General features: G+C 58.1%; 20 protein-coding genes. 3 read left to right on the top strand and 17 right to left on the bottom strand.

The window, feature by feature from the left end; translation table 11 throughout:
* Positions 1-92: 92 nt before the first annotated feature.
* Entirely contained in the window at positions 93-1,289 is a 1,197-nt protein-coding gene (locus NHU87_RS08150; RefSeq protein ID WP_253547258.1) for an AAA family ATPase, read from the top strand.
* A gap of 143 nt (positions 1,290-1,432) precedes the next feature.
* On the opposite strand, the gene NHU87_RS08155 is transcribed toward NHU87_RS08150, so the two are convergent.
* The 9 genes from NHU87_RS08155 to NHU87_RS08195 form a co-directional block, all read right to left on the bottom strand.
* Positions 1,433-2,308 (bottom strand): transporter substrate-binding domain-containing protein, encoded by an 876-nt coding sequence (locus NHU87_RS08155; protein WP_253547260.1) that lies wholly within the window; start codon positions 2,306-2,308, stop codon positions 1,433-1,435.
* Positions 2,305-3,087, bottom strand: a complete 783-nt coding sequence (locus tag NHU87_RS08160) for an amino acid ABC transporter ATP-binding protein (RefSeq protein WP_253547262.1) — start codon at positions 3,085-3,087, stop codon at positions 2,305-2,307. The genes NHU87_RS08155 and NHU87_RS08160 overlap by 4 nt, the downstream gene beginning before the upstream one ends.
* Positions 3,084-3,743, bottom strand: a complete 660-nt coding sequence (locus tag NHU87_RS08165) for an amino acid ABC transporter permease (protein WP_253547264.1) — start codon at positions 3,741-3,743, stop codon at positions 3,084-3,086. Before NHU87_RS08165 ends, NHU87_RS08160 begins: the two co-directional genes overlap by 4 nt.
* On the bottom strand, positions 3,724-4,389 hold the full coding sequence (locus tag NHU87_RS08170) for an amino acid ABC transporter permease (RefSeq protein WP_253547266.1): 666 nt from the start codon (positions 4,387-4,389) through the stop codon (positions 3,724-3,726). Before NHU87_RS08170 ends, NHU87_RS08165 begins: the two co-directional genes overlap by 20 nt.
* 556 nt (positions 4,390-4,945) lie before the next feature.
* Positions 4,946-5,728 (bottom strand): MetQ/NlpA family ABC transporter substrate-binding protein, encoded by a 783-nt coding sequence (locus NHU87_RS08175; RefSeq protein WP_253547268.1) that lies wholly within the window; start codon positions 5,726-5,728, stop codon positions 4,946-4,948.
* 261 nt (positions 5,729-5,989) lie between these two features.
* Entirely contained in the window at positions 5,990-6,922 is a 933-nt protein-coding gene (locus tag NHU87_RS08180) for a sigma 54-interacting transcriptional regulator (RefSeq protein ID WP_253547270.1), read from the bottom strand.
* Between the two features lie 56 nt (positions 6,923-6,978).
* Complete coding sequence (locus NHU87_RS08185; RefSeq protein WP_367399018.1) at positions 6,979-7,560, bottom strand: alpha/beta hydrolase; 582 nt, start codon at positions 7,558-7,560, stop codon at positions 6,979-6,981.
* A gap of 662 nt (positions 7,561-8,222) precedes the next feature.
* Positions 8,223-8,549 carry a hypothetical protein gene (locus tag NHU87_RS08190; RefSeq protein ID WP_038978461.1) on the bottom strand — a complete coding sequence of 109 codons (327 nt, stop codon included), beginning with the start codon at positions 8,547-8,549 and terminating at the stop codon, positions 8,223-8,225.
* Between the two features lie 212 nt (positions 8,550-8,761).
* On the bottom strand, positions 8,762-9,835 hold the full coding sequence (locus NHU87_RS08195; protein ID WP_253547274.1) for a fatty acid desaturase: 1,074 nt from the start codon (positions 9,833-9,835) through the stop codon (positions 8,762-8,764).
* A gap of 100 nt (positions 9,836-9,935) precedes the next feature.
* On the opposite strand from NHU87_RS08195, the gene NHU87_RS08200 reads away from it, so the two are divergent.
* Positions 9,936-10,940 (top strand): AraC family transcriptional regulator, encoded by a 1,005-nt coding sequence (locus tag NHU87_RS08200; protein WP_253547276.1) that lies wholly within the window; start codon positions 9,936-9,938, stop codon positions 10,938-10,940.
* 125 nt (positions 10,941-11,065) lie between these two features.
* Here the strand turns inward: NHU87_RS08200 and NHU87_RS08205 are convergent, their stop codons facing one another.
* Entirely contained in the window at positions 11,066-11,425 is a 360-nt protein-coding gene (locus NHU87_RS08205; RefSeq protein ID WP_253547278.1) for a response regulator, read from the bottom strand.
* Between the two features lie 76 nt (positions 11,426-11,501).
* Complete coding sequence (locus tag NHU87_RS08210; protein ID WP_253547280.1) at positions 11,502-12,188, bottom strand: Crp/Fnr family transcriptional regulator; 687 nt, start codon at positions 12,186-12,188, stop codon at positions 11,502-11,504.
* 85 nt (positions 12,189-12,273) lie between these two features.
* On the opposite strand from NHU87_RS08210, the gene NHU87_RS08215 reads away from it, so the two are divergent.
* Positions 12,274-12,792 carry a DUF962 domain-containing protein gene (locus NHU87_RS08215; protein WP_253547282.1) on the top strand — a complete coding sequence of 173 codons (519 nt, stop codon included), beginning with the start codon at positions 12,274-12,276 and terminating at the stop codon, positions 12,790-12,792.
* Between the two features lie 93 nt (positions 12,793-12,885).
* Here NHU87_RS08215 and NHU87_RS08220 read toward each other — a convergent pair whose 3' ends face one another.
* From NHU87_RS08220 to dibA, 6 genes are all read right to left on the bottom strand, one after another.
* The gene (locus NHU87_RS08220) at positions 12,886-13,875 is read right to left on the bottom strand and encodes a sulfate/molybdate ABC transporter ATP-binding protein (protein ID WP_253547284.1); all 990 of its coding nucleotides are present in this window, start codon (positions 13,873-13,875) and stop codon (positions 12,886-12,888) included.
* 3 nt (positions 13,876-13,878) lie between these two features.
* Positions 13,879-14,748 carry a sulfate ABC transporter permease subunit CysW gene (gene cysW / locus NHU87_RS08225; RefSeq protein WP_253547286.1) on the bottom strand — a complete coding sequence of 290 codons (870 nt, stop codon included), beginning with the start codon at positions 14,746-14,748 and terminating at the stop codon, positions 13,879-13,881.
* Positions 14,749-14,761: 13 nt separating this feature from the next.
* Positions 14,762-15,580, bottom strand: coding sequence for a sulfate ABC transporter permease subunit CysT (cysT, locus tag NHU87_RS08230; RefSeq protein WP_033058556.1), 819 nt, complete (start codon positions 15,578-15,580; stop codon positions 14,762-14,764).
* Between the two features lie 224 nt (positions 15,581-15,804).
* Positions 15,805-16,818, bottom strand: a complete 1,014-nt coding sequence (locus tag NHU87_RS08235; protein ID WP_253547288.1) for a sulfate ABC transporter substrate-binding protein — start codon at positions 16,816-16,818, stop codon at positions 15,805-15,807.
* 88 nt (positions 16,819-16,906) lie between these two features.
* A complete protein-coding gene (gene oscA, locus NHU87_RS08240) occupies positions 16,907-17,089 on the bottom strand; it encodes a sulfur starvation response protein OscA (RefSeq protein WP_022643503.1) in 183 nt (60 codons plus the stop codon).
* Positions 17,090-17,325: 236 nt separating this feature from the next.
* The gene (gene dibA, locus NHU87_RS08245; RefSeq protein ID WP_253547290.1) at positions 17,326-19,251 is read right to left on the bottom strand and encodes a phosphodiesterase DibA; all 1,926 of its coding nucleotides are present in this window, start codon (positions 19,249-19,251) and stop codon (positions 17,326-17,328) included.
* Between the last annotated feature and the right edge of the window lie 16 nt (positions 19,252-19,267).

The following is a 19,267-nucleotide window of genomic DNA, read 5'->3' on the forward strand; positions in this document are numbered from 1 at the left end:
CAGCCGAACGCAGGCTTCGCCAGCTGCTACAGGGGATCACCGTGTTGCTGACAATAAGGCAGAATGACGAACCCTGCAGCAGGAAGCTACCCATGCTCAAAACCCTCGCGGTGGCCAATTACCGCTCGATCAATAAATTGGTGATTCCGCTTGGCCGGTTGAACCTGATCACCGGCCCCAACGGCAGCGGCAAATCCAACCTCTACCGCGCCTTGCGCCTATTGGCGGAAACCGCTCAGGGTGGCGTGGTCAATGCGCTGGCTCGCGAGGGTGGGCTGGATTCGACGTTCTGGGCCGGCCCCGAAAACATCACCCGACGCATGCGCAATGGTGAAGTCCCAGTCGAGGCAACGGTGAGACACGGCGTCAAACGACTGCGGCTGGGATTTGCCGGTGAGGATTTCAGCTATTCGATCAGCCTCGGGCTGCCCGATTCCAACGGCCACTTCATGCTTCCCGAACACAGTTCACCTATTCCGTCCCGCTTCAACCTCGACCCGCAAATCAAGCGTGAATGCGTCTGGGCCGGACCGATTTATCGTCCGGCCAGCCTGCTGGTGGATCGCGACGGCCCGATGATCCGTGCCCGAGCCAATCGCAGCTGGGATATATTGGCCCAGCACACACCGAATTTCGACAGCCTGTTCGATCAGGTCGGCAGCTTGCGTTCTTCGCCGGAGGTTCTGGAATTACGCGAGTTCATCCGGCGCTGGCGCTTCTACGATCACTTTCGCAGTGACGCCGACGCACCGGTTCGCCAACCGCAACTCGGCACCCGCACACCAGTGCTGCACCACGACGGTCGCGACTTGGCGGCAGCCTTGCAGACCATCATTGAAATCGGCGATCCCGAGGCGTTGCAGGCGGCTATCAGCGATGCCTTTCCCGGCGCGCGACTGAACATCGAACCGCTGCAAGGTGGGCGGTTTGCGATCGAGTTTTATCAGGAAGGGTTGTTGCGGCCGTTGTCCGCCGCCGAGTTGTCGGACGGGACGTTGCGCTATCTGCTGCTGGTCGCGGCATTGCTGACCCCTCGACCGCCGACGTTGATGGTGTTGAACGAGCCAGAAACCAGTCTGCATCCAGACCTGTTGCCGGCGTTGGCGCGATTGATCATTCGAGCGTCCGAGCAGTGTCAGGTGTGGGTGGTGTCCCATGCGCGGCGCTTGATCTCGGCGTTGCAGCAAGACCCGGAATGCAATTGCATTGTGCTGGAAAAGAATTTCGGCCAGACCGGGATGGTCGGGCAGCGGATGCTGGATGAGCCGGCGTGGTATTGGCCGGATTAGATGGTGTCTGATAAACCGCCATCGCGGGCAAGCCCGCTCCCACAATGATCTTCAGTGACCACAGAAACTGCGTCCACACCAAACCCTGTGGGAGCGGGCTTGCCCGCGATGACGGCCGAGAGATCACCGCATGACTCAGAGAATCACCCCTGCCACTTCCCACCCTCGACAATCACGCTCTCCGGCTTGGTGTCATCGCTCAGTTCTTTACGCACATACTGGTCGTACAGCTTGAGCAAAAACTTCTCCTCGCCCAACTTCGCCAACTCCACATTCACCCAATCACGCAGTTCGATATTGCCCTTCTTCACCGCCGGTGCGATCGGTGCTTCAGCACCCAGTTTTTCCTCGAGCACGCGGTAGCCCGGGTTCTGCTTGGCCCAGCTGAACAGCACCAGATTGTCCTGCGCATAAGCATCGCCGCGACCATTGGCCAGCGCTTGCAAAGACTCGGAGTTTTTCTCGAACTTGAGCAGTTTCCACTCCGGATGATTCTTGGTCAGCCAGATATCCGCCGTGGTGCCTGTGGTCACGATGGTGGTGCGGGTCGCAAGGTCATCGAGGCTCTTCACCGAACTCGCCTGCGGCACCAGTGCCTGCACTGCAACTTTGAGATTCGGGTTGGTGAAGTCCACGGCTTCCTTGCGCTCCGGTGTCACGGTCATGTTGGCCAGGATCAGGTCAACCTTGTCGCTTTGCAGGAATGGAATCCGGCTCGCCGGCTCCACTGCAACGAACTCCACTTTGTTCTCATCGCCCAACAGATCCTTGGCGAATTGGCGGCCGATGTCGGTATCGAACCCCACATAGCGCCCGGCCTCATCGACAAAACCGAACGGCGGTTTGTCGGTGAAGACGCCAACGATCAGCTTGTCCCGGGCTTTGATTTTTTCCAGATACCCGGCCGGTGCGGTGCTTGCGACTTTCGGCTTCGTCGGTTCTTCGGTTTTGTTGCAGCCGGCGAGCAGCGCCAGGCCGAACAGCGGGAGTAGCAGCAGAGAAGACTTGGCAGTTTTCATGGCAGTTCCAATTCCTTTGTTTGAGTCGTTTTGGGTAGTGCGGCGACGTAGGAGAACTTCTCCAGGAACTGCTGCGCTCGTGCGGTTTGCGGGTTCGTAAAGAAAATCTCGGGTGGGTGTTGCTCAAGAATGCGCCCGGCATCCATGAACACAATGCGGTCGGCCACGGCGCGAGCGAAGGCCATTTCGTGGGTGACGATCAGCAGCGTCATGCCTTCGCGGGCCAGGCCCTGAATCACCTCGAGCACCTCCTTGACCATCTCCGGATCGAGGGCGGCGGTGACTTCGTCGAAGAGCATGACCTTGGGGTTCATGCACAGTGAACGGACGATGGCGATGCGTTGTTGCTGGCCGCCGGAGAGCTGGCGCGGAAAGGCGTCGCGTTTTTCCAAAAGGCCCACGCGCTCCAGCAAAGCTTCGGCCTGAGCGCAGGCTTCACGGCGTTCGCGCTTCTGCACCTTGAGCGGGCCGAGCAACAAATTGTCGAGCACGCTCATGTGCGGGAACAGGTGGTAGCTCTGGAACACCATGCCGATCTGCTGACGCACTTCGCGCCAGTCGGTGCCCTTATCCAGCAACTCGCGCCCGGCAAAATTCAAGCTGCCGCTGTGAGCCACTTCCAGGCCGTTGAGGCAGCGCAGCAAAGTGCTTTTGCCACAACCGCTGGGACCGAGGATGACGATCACTTCGCCCGGTTTCACCTTCAGGTCGATGCCGTCGAGCACCTGCTGCTCGCCGAAAAACTTGTTGAAACCCTTGAACTCGATCAATGCACTCATGCTTGCGTCCAGCGCCGCTCCAGCACACGCGAGGCGGCTGACAGCGGGTAGCAGATGAAAAAGAAAAACAGGAACAGCGCGCCGTAGATCAGCACTGATTCGTAGGTGCGTTCGATGATTTGTTGGCCGACTTTGATCACGTCCACCACGCCGATCAGCACCGCCAGGGAGCTGGTCTTGATGATCCTCGTGTAAACGTTGATGGTCGGCGGCGTCATGCGCTTCAAAGCCTGAGGCAGCAGCACGTAGCCGTAGAGTTGCGGACCGTCCAAACCTATCGACAACCCGGCCTCACGCTGCCCGCGCGGCAACGAGTGCAACGCGCCGCGCACCACTTCACCGACTTCGCTGGCGCCCCACAGCGACAACACCAGCACCGCGCACCAGAAACTTGGAATGCTCAGCCCGAAAAAAATCGGCAGGCCGAAGAACAGTAAGTACAGCCAGACCAGCACCGGGATCGCCCGGAACAGCTCCAGATAGACCCGCAGAATCGTGTTCAGCCATTTAGAATTCAGCGTGCGCAATACGCCGTAGAGCACGCCGCCCACCGTGCTGATGGCGATGCTCAGAAAAGAGATCGACAGGGTTTGCGCAGCGCCCTTGCCCAATTGCGGCAACGATATCCAGAGCAATTCAAGACCCGAACTGGCCATGCTGAAGCCTCCTTTCCAGACGGCTGAGCAGCAATGACAACGGCAAAAACAGCAGCACGCAGATCAGCGTCAGCACGGCGAGCATTTCGTAGGTTTTGTAATAGAGCGCGATGTAGCTCTTGGTGGTGTAGAGAATTTCCGGCACCGCCACCGCCGAGACCACGGTGGTTTCCTTGAGCAAGAAAATGAAATTGGCGAACAGCGACGGCAAACTGAGGATGCCGGCTTGCGGCAGGATCACGTAGCGCAGCAATTGCCCGTGAGACAGACCGATGGAGCAGCCGGACTCCAGTTGCGCCTGGGGCACCGCATCCACGCCGGCACGAAGCACTTCGGTGAGGTAGGCGCCGCCGAGAAACGTCATGGTGATGATCGCCGCCGCGAAGCCCGAGACTCTGATGCCCAGGGCGGGCAAGGCGAAGTAGACGAAGAACAACTGAATCAGCAGTGGCGTGTTGCGCGCCAGCTCTACGTACAGCCCGACCAAGCGCTGAAGGTAGGGTATGCGAAACACCAGAATCGTCGCGTTGATCAGCGCCACCAGCAACGACGTGCCGATGGCGATAAAGCCGACCTGCAGCGTCACGCCCACGGCTTTTAGAAACGCCGGCAGGGTGCTGAGGATAAACGCGTAATCGAAAGTCATTGAACATCCTGTACGCCGCTCGGTAAGCGACGATGGCGCAGTCCATGGGCAGTGGATAACCACCCGGCTGGCACCGACTTTAAAGATATAAAAAGATGAATTTAAATACCGTTAAAGCATATTGATATCACGCAAAAGACTATCCTGCGGATTTGCGGCGGCAGCGGAAGACGACTATTTTCCTTTGCGCTGTAGGAAGGATCTTTTTTTCAAAATACCCCTCCAAGGACGTGCAGCTTTTGGCCAGACTCCCCCGGCCGAACCATCCCAAGGAAGAGAAAAATGGCTGACGTAAACGTGCCACAGCGGCTGGATCCGCAAGACATCGTGAAATTGCTGGTGGCGTTGCGCAAGGCGTTGAAGACGCAGCCTCTGTAGGAGCGAAGCTTGCTCGCGAAGGCGTCCTCCCAGGCAGACCGAGTCGCCTGCTTCGCGAGCAAGCTTCGCTCTCCTACAGAAGCCCGCGATTTTTTGATTTTCAAGCGCCATAAAAAACGCCGACGCTATCGAAAGCCGTCGGCGTTGAAACCTTAAAGGGGTTCGAGACTGCGGGCAATCAGAACGCCGGCAGTACCGCGCCGCTGTACTTCTTGGCGATGAATGCCTTCACTTCCGGGCTGGTCAAAGCCTTGGCCAGTTTCTGAATGGCGACGCTGTCCTTGTTGTCTGGACGAGACACCAGGAAGTTTACGTAAGGCGAATCGGCACCTTCGATCACCAGCGCGTCTTTAGCCGGGTTCAAACCCGCATCCAGCGCGTAGTTGGTGTTGATCATACCTAGATCGACCTGGTCCAGCACACGCGGCAGCATGGCTGACTCCAGCTCCTTGAACTTGAAGTTGTGCGGGTTCTTGGCGATGTCTTTGGGAGTGGACACGGCATTTTTCGGGTCTTTCAACTCGATCAGGCCAGCCTTCTGCAGCAGGATCAGGGCACGACCGCTGTTGCTGCCTTCGTTCGGGATGGCGATGGTTGCGCCGTCTTTCAGCTCAGCCAGGCTTTTAACTTTCTTCGAGTAGCCGCCGAACGGTTCGACGTGTACACCGATCACGGTCACCAGGTTGGTGCCTTTGCCTTCGTTGAAGTTTTTCAGGTACGGCAGGGTCTGGAAGTAGTTGGCGTCCAGACGCTTCTGGTCGACCTGCACGTTCGGCTGAACGTAGTCGGTGAAGACTTTGATTTCCAGGTCCACGCCTTCTTTGGCGAGGGTTGGCTTGATCAGCTCAAGAATCTCGGCATGTGGAATCGGGGTCGCCGCAACCACCAGTTTCTCGCCAGCCAAGGCCAGGCCCGAAGTCAGGGCAGCCGCCAATGCGGTGAACAACAGAACCTTTTTCATGCAGTGTCCTTATCGAAAATCACGGTCGTCATCGACGACGGCTAAACAGTCAGGTGGTTTTTGTTAAGTGCCAGCCAAGTGCTATCGCTGGCGTGACGCGGACAATACCGGGATTTTTTATTCCCGAACAATATCTTTTATTCACCTTCATATTCCATTTTGTTCATACAGATCGCACGACCCCCTGTAGGGAGCGAGGCTTGCCCGCGAAGACGTCCTCCCAGGCAGACCGAGTCGTCTGCTTCGCGAGCAAGCTTGCTCCTACAGAAGCCCGGCGTCTTTGAGCAGTTTTTTCAAGGCGTCTTTCTCGGCGGCAGAACCGTTGCCAAGAATGTGTTTGAGTTGCTGCTCGATCGTCGCCACCGACACAGCCGTCTCAGGCAGATTCAAATGCTCAGGCAGAATCTCATCGCCGGTGCTCACCAACAGCGCAAAGTGGATGACATTCTCCAGTTCCCGGGTATTGCCCGGCCAACTGTGCTGCTCCAGCAGATGCTGCGCGGCTTCGCTGATCAATGGCACCGGCAGGCCGAGGCGTTGGCTGTAGATGCCGAGGAAGTATTCGGCCAGCGACAGAATATCGCCCATCCGTTCACGCAAGGCCGGCAGCTCGAGCTGGCCTTCGCTGAGGTAGTGATAAAGTCGCTCATAGAATTTCCCGGCAGCCACCGCTTGGGCCAGATCGATACTGGTAGCGGCCACCAGACGCACATCCACCGGGCTTGGATGCTGAGCGCCGACGCGAGTGACTTCGTGGTTTTCCAGAGCGGCGAGCAACTTGATCTGGATGGGTAGTGGCAGGTCGCCGATCTCATCCAGATACAAAGTGCCGCCATTGGCCGAACCAAACCAGCCAGCGCGACTGCTGGCCGAACCGCTGTAACTGCCGGCGGCATAGCCGAACAATTCGGCATCGGCGTAAGTCGGACTGATTGCTCCGCAATTGACTGATACGAACAACCCGCCGCGGTCACTGGCGCGATGGATGTGTCGCGCCAGCAGTTCTTTGCCGGTACCGGTTTCACCGCGGATCAACACCGAAATCGAACGTGGCGCCAGTTGTTCCAGCTCCTGGCGTAACTGACGGGAACGCGGATCGACGAATACCAACGCCTTGGCGCGAATGCTCAGCGGGCTTTTTTCCGCATCGGGAAAGGTCAGCAGCGGCTGACCGAAGGTTTCATGCAAGCTCATGGCAGACTCCCGCCCAAAACCGCCGGGAGACGGGGGCGTTCAATAAAGGACAAGGTTCAAGCGCGGCGCAGGGCGTGCTGTTCCATGCGGTTTTGCAGACGATAGAGATACGCAAAACCCTGCTCCCAACGCTGGTGACCGGACTTCACGTTGATGTGCCCGGCCCCCGATAAAATCCCCGCCTCGGCGCCCCACTGGCGCGCCAGCTCAAGCGCTCGGGGCGCGCTCACGGCGCTGTCGTTGTCGGAGCTGACAACCTGGCTCGGAAATGGCAGCAAATGAGTCGGGATGGGTGCAAAGTTTCGCAGAGCCGGCGCGCAAGCCGGGCGCTCGACGTCCGCTGGCGCGACCAGCAAGGCACCGCGTACCTGACGCAAAAACTGCACAGGTGCGGTGGCCGCCCAATGCGCGACGGTGATGCAACCCAGGCTGTGGGCGATCAGAATCACTGGCGTACTGTCGGCGGCAATCGCCTCGGCCAGTGCCGCGACCCAGTCCTCACGACGAGGCGTCAACCAATCGGCCTGCTCCACCCGCGCACTGTTTGGCAGGCTGTTCTGCCAATGGGTTTGCCAATGATCTTCCGGCGATCCTTGCCAGCCCGGCACAATCAGATAGCGAATTGATTCGTTGCGCATGGGGGAGCTCTCCTGCTGCGTGTCTGTTCGTGACCGAGTATAGGGAGAAGAGTTATATCCGTTAAGGAATAAGAAGCTATTTATTAATACTAATATCGAATATGAAACACAATCAAGCCTGCCCCCCCCACAAGGGATTTTGTGTTTGTCCGGAATAAAAAAGGGGCCGCACCCTGCCAAGGAGACGGCCCCGGAAATCAAAAATCTGTTAACGCGCGGCGCGCGCCTGCCACCGCGCGCCTGCCACATTGATGCCTTCGTGAAATGTTTTAGCGTGAAAAGATTTCGGTTCAATGAACCTTGAGATCATGGGCACATCGGCCGAGCATCGCCGGATGCCTGCGCGACCATTTTGGGAATCTGATTTTTGGCTTGAGATGAATTATTAGGCCAGATGCTTATTTCTTAAAGAAATATTTAAATTCATAAATAGACCCAAATAGAATATATAAAGATCAAAGCCCCCGCCCCTACAAGGCTTGTAGCCAGACGAAAGGCTATGTATTTCAAGCATTGAAATTATTCTTGGATGGCGTGAGATTTACGAGAGTAACCGAGGTGCGAGCAATCAAAAGCAACTTAACGGCGAAAGCAGTTAAAGGGTACTCATAACAACAGGCTGATGCACTTTTCAGTTCATCAGCCTGTCGACAACTCAAGGCTTATTGTTTGACGAATTCACCGGCCAATCCCACTACGTCCCCATCAAAGTTATTGCGCGAACCCACAGCTCGAAGTCGGGAATAGTTGTGGTCCGGCGAGAACAATGTCCAGGCCTGGTAGCCGGTACCATCATTCAAAGCGGCCAAGGTGATGATGGTCGGTTGCCCGGTACTGTTCTGGAAGTGGTAGTGCCCATAACTGACATCGTAATTCACACCGCCCTGGCTCAGCTTGCCACTGAAGGTACCATTCGAATCATTACCATCGGTAATAACCAATTGGGCGCCAGAGTTGGAGTTCACATAAGTACCATTAATGCTCGACATGGTTCGAATTCCTTTATCGTTTAATAAGTATCTTCCGATGAGAGCAAGTTTCCTCCTGGAAACTCACGACACTGAGCATGGTTCGACCCTTGGACTTTGTCCACGCAAAAAAGATGCTATTTTCCTACAAAAACGCAATAAGCACTATGCATACACTTCATAACTTATTCCAATCCAAGCACCCGTTATTTCTCTTGATACTAAGTCAAAAGTCATAATGACCGGCCACACGCCTCGCTCGCCACTACGCCATCCTTGCGCACAAACCGGTTCGCCCGCCCGAATGTGCCGAAATCATTGAACCGCACGCCCATCTCGCGCATCACTTTATGCGCCACCGGCACAGTCATCTGCCGGATGTAAAACGGCTCTTTCACCACAAAATGATGGATCCCGTGGCTGCTGCCGAAGTTGAAGCAGAACGCCTGCAACGGCCACATCCACCAAGGATTCAACACCTGAGTCTGTTGAATCACATTGCCCGGCTCCACGTCACCGTAGTAATGCATGTTCGAGCTGACAAAGTGCAGGCAGAACGTGCGCAACACGTTCGGGCCGATGATCACCACGGCAGCGATGTCGATCACTTGCATCACCGCCAATGTAGTCGCCGACCATTCGATAGGCGCACCCAACAGATGCGCAATGCCGTTGACGGCATGGAAACCGAGGAACACGTACCACGCCCCCCAATGCACCAGCGCCAGTGGCGCATAGACTTTCAGAAAACGTTTGATGATGCTGAGCTTGTGCTCCCGGGTCTTGGCCCGCAGCATGCGGATGAACGCTGACATCACGTTGTCGCCGACCATCAACAACCGCGCGATGCCCCAAGGCTCACCATTGGTAATCGCCCGCTCTTCCATGTCGGCTTCGGTGCCGGACACCTTGTGATGGTTGAGGTGCAAATGGCGGCGGATCCAGGGGTTGATTGTGCTCGGTCGCGCCAGCCACACCAGGCCCATCATCAGGTTGTGCGGCATGCGCTGTTTACGGAAATACATGCTGTGGATCAGGTCATGTTCCAGCTCATGGGTCAGCGAGGCGAAAAACGCGTTGAGTAACAGACACGCCCACCACGCCATGTACCCGGTGATGTACAGCACGGCCGACCCCATCATCCCGGCCAACGCGAAGGCCAGAATGCCCGCACCCAAGGCGTCCTGATGATTGAGAATCGGGTAGCGCTGACGCAGTTCGACACCCTTGGCCAATACCACCTCGCGAATATGCGCTGATCGCTGTGCTGCATTCAGTCGCTGGGGACTTGCAGAAGTACCGTCCATGCTTCCATCCTCTGGTTATTGATGTTCGCATCCTGCCCTGTGATGCTTTGCAGAGCGGTAGCCGTGAACGCCAACCTGTTGACCGGACGCGCCAATCAACATGACAGAACCGACTTCCCTCGCCAGCTGGACCCGCGCCCTGCGCAAGCAGCTCGATGCGCTGGGGCTCGACAGCACCGCCCTGTGCCAACAGGCGGGGCTCGACCCGCAGTTGATGGACGACCCGAACGCCCGTTACCCGTTGTCCGCCACCACACGCCTGTGGCAAATCGCGGTGCAGGTCAGTGGCGATCCGGCGATTGGTTTGCGGGTGTCGCGTTTTGTCAGCCCCACCACCTTTCATGCGCTGGGTTATGCGTTGGTGGCCAGTGGAAGCCTGCGGGAAGTCTTCGAGCGCATCGTGCGTTATCACCAAGTGGTCAGCGACGCGCTGGATCTGGAGCTGATCCGTGCAGAGGATCGCTATTACTTCCGCCTGAAAATCCCCCAAGGCAACCCCGCGCCAGCCTTCGAAGCCATTGATGCCTTCGCGGCGATTTACGTGCGCACTTGCCGCAATCGCCTGGGCCGTGACTACGCCCCGCTGGCGGTTTACCTGCGCCGTCCGGAACCTGCCGACCCGCATCAATGGCACAAAGTGTTCCGCTCGCCGGTGTATTTCAACGCCGATGAAGACAGACTGGAGTTCGCTCTGCCGGATTTCGACAGCCATCTGGACGACGCCAACCCGGAACTCGCCGAGCACAACGAAACCGTGCTTAAACGCACCCTGGCGCAACTCAAACCCCTGACCTGGGAGCGCAAGGTTCGCGATGCCATTGAAGAGCAATTACCCGAAGGCGAACCGTCGGCCGATCGCATCGCCCAGGCGCTGCACTTGAGTTTACGCAGCCTGCAACGGCACCTGGCGGACGAAGGTTGTCGCTTCGATACGCTACTCAACGAAAGCCGGGAGAACCTGGCGCTGCTGCATCTGCGTGACCCGCTGTGTTCATTAGGCGAAATCAGTTATCTGTTGGGGTTCGCCGACACCAGCAGCTTCAGCCGCGCATTCAAACGCTGGACCGGGATGACGCCGGGGCAGTTTCGGGATGGGTTGGGGTGACAGATCCGGAAGGTGTTTTGTATGTTCCGGCCTCTTCGCGGGCAGCCTCGCTCCTACAGATGACCGCGTATTCCCGTAGGTGCGAGGCTTGCCCGCGAAGGCGTCAATCAATTCACCGCATGCCATCAACGTTTACGCCGCAATAGCTTGCGCACCCGCTTCACCAGTTCACTGACGGCAAACGGCTTGAGCAGGTAATCATCCTCATGCAATTCCAGCCCGCGCAGGCGATCTTCGATGCCGTCCTTGGTGGTGAGGAGCAGTACCGGCGTGTCGCCGAGCTTGCGGATCTGCTGCAGCAACTGCCAGCCGTTAAGCCCTGGCAGCATCACGTCGAGGATGATCAGTTCGTATTCGCCGGATTCGATAAAGCGCCGGCCGTCCATGCCATTGAGCGCCACATCCACGGCGTAACTCGCTTCGCTCAGGCCTTTGGCCAGGAGACTGGCGGTCTCGGGTTCGTCTTCCACTAACAGCACACGCATGGCACACCTCGATTCTCGTCGTCACAGGCTAGGCGCGTTCGCGGATAAAGCCCACCAATACCTTGGCGATCTTTTTTCAAATCACCGCCAACGCTCGCAACCGCTGCGCATCCAGAATCTCGATCTCGCCATACTTGAGATTCAGAATTCCCTGCCCCTGCAAATCCTTGAGGAGCTGATTGGTGGTCTGGCGCGACAAGGAAAGCATCGATGCCAGTTGCTCCTGAGGCAATTGCAGAACACGGCGCGGCGGGTCGATTTCGCCGTAACCCTCGGCGATCATCAGCAAGCGATGAGCCAGACGTGCCGGGGCAGGCATCAGACTCAGCTGTTCGAGGTTGATGAAGGTCAGGCGCAGTTTGTGGCTCATCAACAATGCCAGTTGCCGCCAGTAAACCGGTTGTTGATCGAGCAACTTCAGCAGCGTCGCCTGCGGGATGTGCAACAGGGTGCACTGGCCAACGGCGTAGGCATCGTGGGTTCGCGGCTGGCCATCGAACAGGCAGATTTCGCCGAACCAGTGCGGCGCTTCCACCAGGCTCAGCAGCGCCTCCTTGCCCTGCTCGCTCACCGCGCCAATACGCACCGAACCTTCAAGCACAGCGTATAGCCCGCATGGCGGATCACCGCGCTTGAATAACAGTTGCCCCGACGGCAGGCGCCGAACCCGGGCCGCAGCCAGCAGACTATCCTGTAAGAGAACAGGTAAATGGCTGAACCACTGCCCCGTATCCAGGCGCGAACGCCAAACCTGCATGTCCATGAAAACTCCTGGAGATTGTCGCCTGGCTGACAGAGCGAGAGATGCAACCCGGGGCATGATCAATCACCCTACAGGAGGAATAACAATGAAAAGCCTCGTTGACCATCTCAGTCAATACGCCGCCTATCACCGTGACCCGCGCAATATTGCCAGCCACTTTATTGGTATCCCGCTGATTGTAGTGGCGGTCGCGGTGTTGCTGTCGCGGCCGCAATGGGGTGGAGGCTGGATTTCGCCCGCGATGCTGGTCGCAATCGCATCGGCGTGGTTTTACCTGCGCCTGGAGGTGCGCCTTGGGGTATTGATGACCGTGCTGCTCGGTCTGTGCATGTGGGCGGGTCAGGTTCTTGCGCAGCACAGCACGCTGGTTTGGCTCGCAAGCGGCATCGGGATGTTTGTGCTGGGGTGGGCGATTCAGTTTGTCGGTCATCATTACGAAGGACGCAAACCGGCGTTTGTCGATGATGTGACGGGGTTGATTGTCGGGCCGTTGTTTGTGGTGGTGGAGTTGGCGTTTTTGCTCGGAATGCGGCATGAGCTGAAAGAGCAGATCGAGGCGCGGGTGGGGGGTGTGCGGATCAATCCGAAACGCGCAGCGGTGTAGGACGCTTTCGCGGGCAAGCCTCGCTCCTACAGGACTACGTCGTACTCACGATTGACGAAAATCCTGTAGGAGCGAGGCTTGCCCGCGAAGCTTTTAAAGGTTGGCGACTTTCTGCCAGACCTTGGGCTTGAAGAACAACGTCTCACCCTTCGCCAAACCAACCAGGCTGTCGTGATCCTTCACCACTTCGGCTTCGATCAACTCGCTCTGACCTTCGACCTTCAGTGTCACCCGCGTGGTAGCGCCCAGCGGACGAATATCCCGCACTTCAGCCGCGTGGTGATCTTCCAGTTCATGCCGCGACAGCGACACTTCGTGTGGACGGAACAGTACGTGCCGGTCTTCGCCCAAATGCAGACGGTTCGAATCGCCAAGGAAGTGATAAACGAAATCGCTGGCCGGGTTTTCGTAAACGTCACCCGGTGAGCCGATCTGCTCGATCACGCCCTTGTTCATCACCACGATCCGGTCGGCGACTTCCATCGCTTCTTCCTGGTCGTGGGTCACGAATACCGACGTCAGGTTGATGTCTTCGTGCAGCCGTGCGAGCCAGCGACGCAGTTCTTTACGGACCTTGGCGTCGAGAGCACCGAAGGGCTCGTCGAGCAGCAAAACTTTCGGCTCCACCGCCAAGGCACGGGCCAACGCGATGCGCTGACGCTGGCCGCCGGAGAGTTGCTCCGGGTAGCGATCGGCCAACCAGTCCAGCTGCACCATGTTCAGCAGTTCGTGGACTTTCACCGCGATCTGGCTTTCATTCGGACGCTGGTTTTTCGGCTTCATGCGCAGGCCGAAAGCAACGTTGTCAAACACCGTCATGTGCCGGAACAAAGCGTAATGCTGGAACACGAAACCGACATTGCGATCCCGCACGTCGTGGCCGGAGACGTCTTCGCCATGGAACACGATGTTGCCCTGGTCCGGGGTTTCCAGGCCGGCGATGATCCGCAGCAACGTGGTCTTGCCGCAGCCGGACGGCCCCAGCAGCGCCACCAGCTCGCCGCTTTGGATGTCCAGGCTGATGTTGTCCAGCGCCTTGAACGCGTTAAAGTTTTTGCTGACGTTACGCACTTCGATCGACATGACTTATTCCTCCGCGGCGCTGGCGCGCAGGCGGTTAATACGGTTTTCGCTCCACTGCTTGAGCAGCAGGATGAAGAGCGCCAGGATCAGCAACAGGCTCGCCACGGCGAACGCGGCCACGTGGTTGTATTCGTTGTAGAGGATCTCGACGTGCAGCGGCAGGGTGTTGGTCACCCCGCGAATGTGCCCGGAAACCACCGACACCGCACCGAACTCCCCCATGGCTCGGGCCGTACACAGCACCACGCCATAGATCAGGCCCCATTTGATATTGGGCACGGTGACATGCCAGAACATCTGCCAGCCATTGGCACCGAGCAGGCGCGCAGCCTCTTCTTCCTGAGTGCCTTGCTCCTGCATCAGCGGAATCAGTTCACGGGCCACGAACGGCACGGTGACGAAAATCGTCGCCAGCACGATGCCCGGCAAGGCGAACACGATCTGGATGTCGTGGTCCTGCAACCACGGGCCGAACACCCCCTGGGCGCCGAACATCAACACGTAGACCAGACCGGCGATCACCGGCGACACCGAGAACGGCAGGTCGATCAGGGTCACCAGCATGCTCTTGCCGCGGAACGAGTATTTGCTCACGCACCACGCCGCGCTGACACCGAACACCAGGTTCAGCGGCACCGAAATCAGCACCGCAATCACCGTGAGTTTCAACGCCGACAAGGCGTCCGGTTCGAAGATCGCGGTGAAGAACGCACCCAGGCCCAGCTTGAGGCCCTGGGACACCACGATGAACAGCGGCAATAACAAAAACAGCGCGAAGATCAGCCAGCCTAGGCCGATCAAGACTCGCCGCGACGTGGCACTGCCACGGCGGGCGGCGTTCGAGGAGGCAGCTGCAATAGACGATTGGGACATTTTTTGCGCCTCCTTATGGGGTTTCGATGCGCCGCTGCAGCAAGTTGATCAGCAGCAACAGGACAAAGGAAACCACCAGCATCAGTACACCAATGGAGGTGGCGCCGGTGTAATCGTACTGGTCGAGTTTGACCATGATCAGCAGCGGCAGAATTTCGGTTTTCATCGGCATGTTGCCGGCGATGAAAATCACCGAGCCGTACTCGCCGACCCCGCGGGCAAAGGCCAAAGCGAAACCGGTCAGCCACGCTGGCAATAGCGCGGGCACCAGAATATGGCGAAAAACCTGCAACGGTTTCGCCCCCAGGCAAGCCGCCGCCTCCTCCACTTCACGCGGGATATCGGCCAATACAGGCTGTACCGTACGTACTACGAATGGAAGCGTCACGAAAGTCAGCGCCAGCGTGATGCCGAGGGGGGTATACGCGATCTTGAAACCGAGGTCCGCAGCGAACTGACCCACCAGACCAGTGGGGGTGTACAGCGCAGTCAGCGCGATACCGGCCACCGCGGTGGGCAAAGCGAAGGGCAAATCGATCATCGCGTCGATGACTTTGCGGCCCGGGAAGGTGTAGCGCACCAGCACCCAGGCCAGCAGCGTGCCGATGATGCCGTTGATGATCGCGGCATAGAGCGCGGTGCCGAAGCTCAGCTTCAACGCCGCCAGCACCCGTGGCGCCGAGATGATGGCCCAGAACTGGTCCCAGGTAAGTTGAGCGGCATGCACGAACATCGCCGCCAGTGGTATGAGCACAATCAGGCTGAGGTACACCAAGGTGTAGCCCAGCGTCAGCCCGAAGCCGGGTATGACGGGGGAGATACGACGCGACATAAAAGTCCTTGGTTGAAAATGCGCTAAGCCCCGACGGTAAAATCGGGGCCCGTGGGCCAATGCCAGTCAGTTAAGGAATGAACATCGCAATCCCTGTGGGAGCGAGCTTGCTCGCGATAGCGGCGTGTCAGCCAACATTGATGCTGAATGTACCGCCGTCATCGCGAGCAAGCTCGCTCCCACATGAATTGCGCTTAACTGACTGTTGGCTAATCCATTTCAGGTTACTGCGCCTGATAAATCTGGTCGAACACGCCACCGTCATTGAAGAATTTCGGTTGCGCGGTTTTCCAGCCACCGAAGTCCTTGTCGATGGTCACCAGTTCCAGTGTCGGGAACTGCTTGGCGTACTTGGCGGCCACGTCCTTGTCACGTGGACGATAGAAGTTTTTCGCCGCGATTTCCTGGCCGGCCGGGCTGTACAGGTGCTTGAGGTACGCTTCGGCGATTTCGGTATGGCCTTTTTTCTCGGCGTTCTTGTCGACCACGGCCACCGGTGGTTCGGCCAGGATCGACAGCGAAGGCACGACGATGTCGAACTTGTCGGCGCCGCTGTCTTCTTTCAACGCCAGGAAGGCCTCGTTTTCCCAAGCCAGCAACACGTCGCCCTGACCATTGTTGACGAAGGTGATAGTCGAGCCGCGAGCACCGGTGTCCAGCACTGGCACGTGTTTGAACAGGGTCTGCACGTACTCTTTGGCCTTTGCTTCGTTACCACCATTGGCTTTCAGGCCATAAGCCCAGGCCGCGAGGAAATTCCAGCGTGCGCCGCCGGAGGTTTTCGGGTTCGGGGTAATGACTTCCACGCCGTTTTTGGTCAGGTCGCCCCAGTCCTTGATGCCTTTCGGATTGCCCTTGCGCACTAGGAACACGATGGTCGAGGTGTAAGGCGTGCTCGCTTCCGGAAGGCGCTTCTGCCAGTCGGCCGGCAGGCTCTTGCCGAGCTTGGCGATTTCATCGATGTCACCGGCCAGGGCCAGGGTCACCACGTCGGCCCGCAGACCGTCGATCACCGCCCGACCCTGCTTGCCCGAACCACCGTGGGACTGCTGGATTTTCACGTTGTCGCCGGCGTGATCTTTCTTCCAGAAGTTGATGAACTCGGCGTTGTACTCCTGGTACAGCTCACGGGTCGGGTCATACGACACGTTGAGCAGCTCATAATCCTTGGCAACCGCGGAACCAGCAAGAAGGGCACTGGCCAGGGCGGCCAAAGCAAAATGACGAATCGACGACATGGTGAAAGCTCCTGGAATTCTTGGTGTGTTGGCTTTTTCTTATGGTCTGGAATCGGGTTGCGATCTTTTGGTCTTTCGATCTTTCAACTCAGCTCGGTTTGTTGCCCGGCTGCTGCAAACGGAATTTCTCTTTGCGCTCGATCTGAACCACCTGGGCGTTGTGCACGGTGATTTCCACCGCGCCAAATCGCAGATCGCGCAAGGCGCTTTGGATCTCACGCAAAATGGTGGCTTCGTCCTGCCCGTCAACACTGCGTAGGGATGCGCTCATGGTGCTGCTCCTTTTAATGAGATATGCCTGGCAGTGGCGGGCACTGCTTACGGCGTAGGGCAATAGTAGATAGGCGCGGATATTCTTAAAAAGACTATTTAAGAATGTTTATATAACCAGAAGACTGATCGTTCCCATGCTCCGCGTGGGAATGCCGCCCGGGACGCTCTGCGTCCCTGATCTAGAGGTGACGCAGAGCGTCACTGGATGCATTACCACGCAGAGCGTGGGAACGATCAGCGTGGGAGAATCACTGGCGCCCGGGCCCAATCCAATGCTGCCGCCGGCACTGGCTTTCCAAACCAGTACCCCTGCCCCAAATCACAGTCGTGCTCGAGCAGGAAAGCCGCCTGCTCGACCTGCTCGATCCCCTCGGCATGCACTTGCATCCCCATGCTCTGCGCCAGCGCAATGATCACCCGCACGATCGCCGCGTCGTCCTCATCACTCGGCAAGCCTGCGACAAATCCCTGATCGATCTTGAGCTTTTGCACCGGCAAACGCTTGAGCCGCAGCAGTGATGAATAGCCCGTACCGAAGTCATCGATGGCCAACCGCACGCCCAACTCGCGCAAGCGATGCATCTGCTCCAGCGCCACTTCCGGGTCTTCCATCACCGCACTTTCGGTGACTTCCAGCTCCAGATACGCAGGATCCAGGCCCGTGTCGTGCAGCACCTGAGCCACTTGCTGATACAACTCGCGTCGGGCGAACAGGCGAGAAGAAACGTTCACCGCGACAAACGACAACACCACGCCCGCCGCTTGCCATTGGCACATCTGCTGGCAGGCCTGGCGCATGATCCAGGCATCGATCTCGGCAATCAGCCCGGTGCGTTCGGCAATGGGGATAAATTCAGCCGGCGACACCAGCCCACGTTGCGGATGCTCCCAGCGCACCAGGGCCTCGACACCGATCAGGCGACTGGTTTTGAGGTCATGCACGGGCTGGTAATAAACCCGCAATTCCTGCTGCTCCAGCGCTCGGCGCAACTCGAACGCGATCTCGACGCGCTGCTGGGCATGCGCGGTTAATTCTTCGGTGTAGAGGGCATAGCCGTCGCGGCCAGCGCTCTTGGCCTTGAACAGTGCCGAGTCGGCGTTGCGCAGCAGTTGCTCGGCGCTCAAGGCATCGCTGGGGAACAGGCTGATGCCAATGCTGGCGTTGATGAACAGCGGATGCCCGTCGATCTGAAACGGTTCTTTAAGACCATCAATGACCCGCTGAGCCAGTGCCGCGGCGTGCCCCGGTTGCGGACAGTTTTCAGCCAATACCGCGAATTCGTCGCCACTGAGCCGCGCCAGCGTGATGCCCGGGCCGAACAAGGCGTTCAGGCGCTCAGCCACGGCTTTGAGCAGCTGATCGCCGACACTGTGACCAAGACTGTCGTTGATCAACTTGAAGTGATCGAGGTCGATCATCAGCAACGCGCAACCGCGCTTGTGGACCTGCGCCGAGGCCACGGCCTGCCCGGCACGGTCGGAAAGCAGTAAACGATTGGGTAGATCGGTCAGCGGATCGTGGTGGGCCAGGTGCGTCAATTCATGTTCGGAGTTCTTGATCGCGCTGATGTCGGAAAACACCGCAACGTACTGACTGAGCTGCCCCTGATCGTCGTGAATGAGGCGGATCGTCTGCCATTGCGGGTAGATCTCGCCGCTTTTGCGCCGGTTCCAGATTTCCCCGCTCCACTCGCCGAGGCTGTCGAGTGTCGCGAACATAGCCTGGTAGAAACCCGGCGGGTGATGGCCCGACTTGAACATGTTCGGTCGCTGCCCCAACACTTCCTCGCGCTGGTAGCCGGTGATTTCCATGAACGCCCGGTTCACATGGACGATCAACCCGTTGCTATTGGTGACCAGCACCCCTTCTCGGGTGCAATCGAACACCGCTGCCGCCTGACGCAAACGTTCCCGGTCGGCAGTGCGCTCACGCAATTTGGCGCCGACGCCCAGGCAGCGAAACAATCGGGCCCGTGCCATGAAGATCAGCCCGGCGCTGAACGCCACCCAGGCATAACCGTTGATCAGCTGCCAGTGCAGTAGGTCAATCGAACTATCGAAGAACCTGTTCAGTAAATAACCACTAAACTGAAGCCAGGCTACGGAAAGCACCAGATAGAGCAGCGCTGCACGCAAAGCATCGCGATAGGTGGCTGACATTAGAGCGTCCATGTCC

The organism is Pseudomonas mandelii (assembly GCF_024138395.1).
In the GTDB taxonomy this organism is placed as follows: Bacteria; Pseudomonadota; Gammaproteobacteria; order Pseudomonadales; family Pseudomonadaceae; genus Aquipseudomonas; species Aquipseudomonas mandelii_E.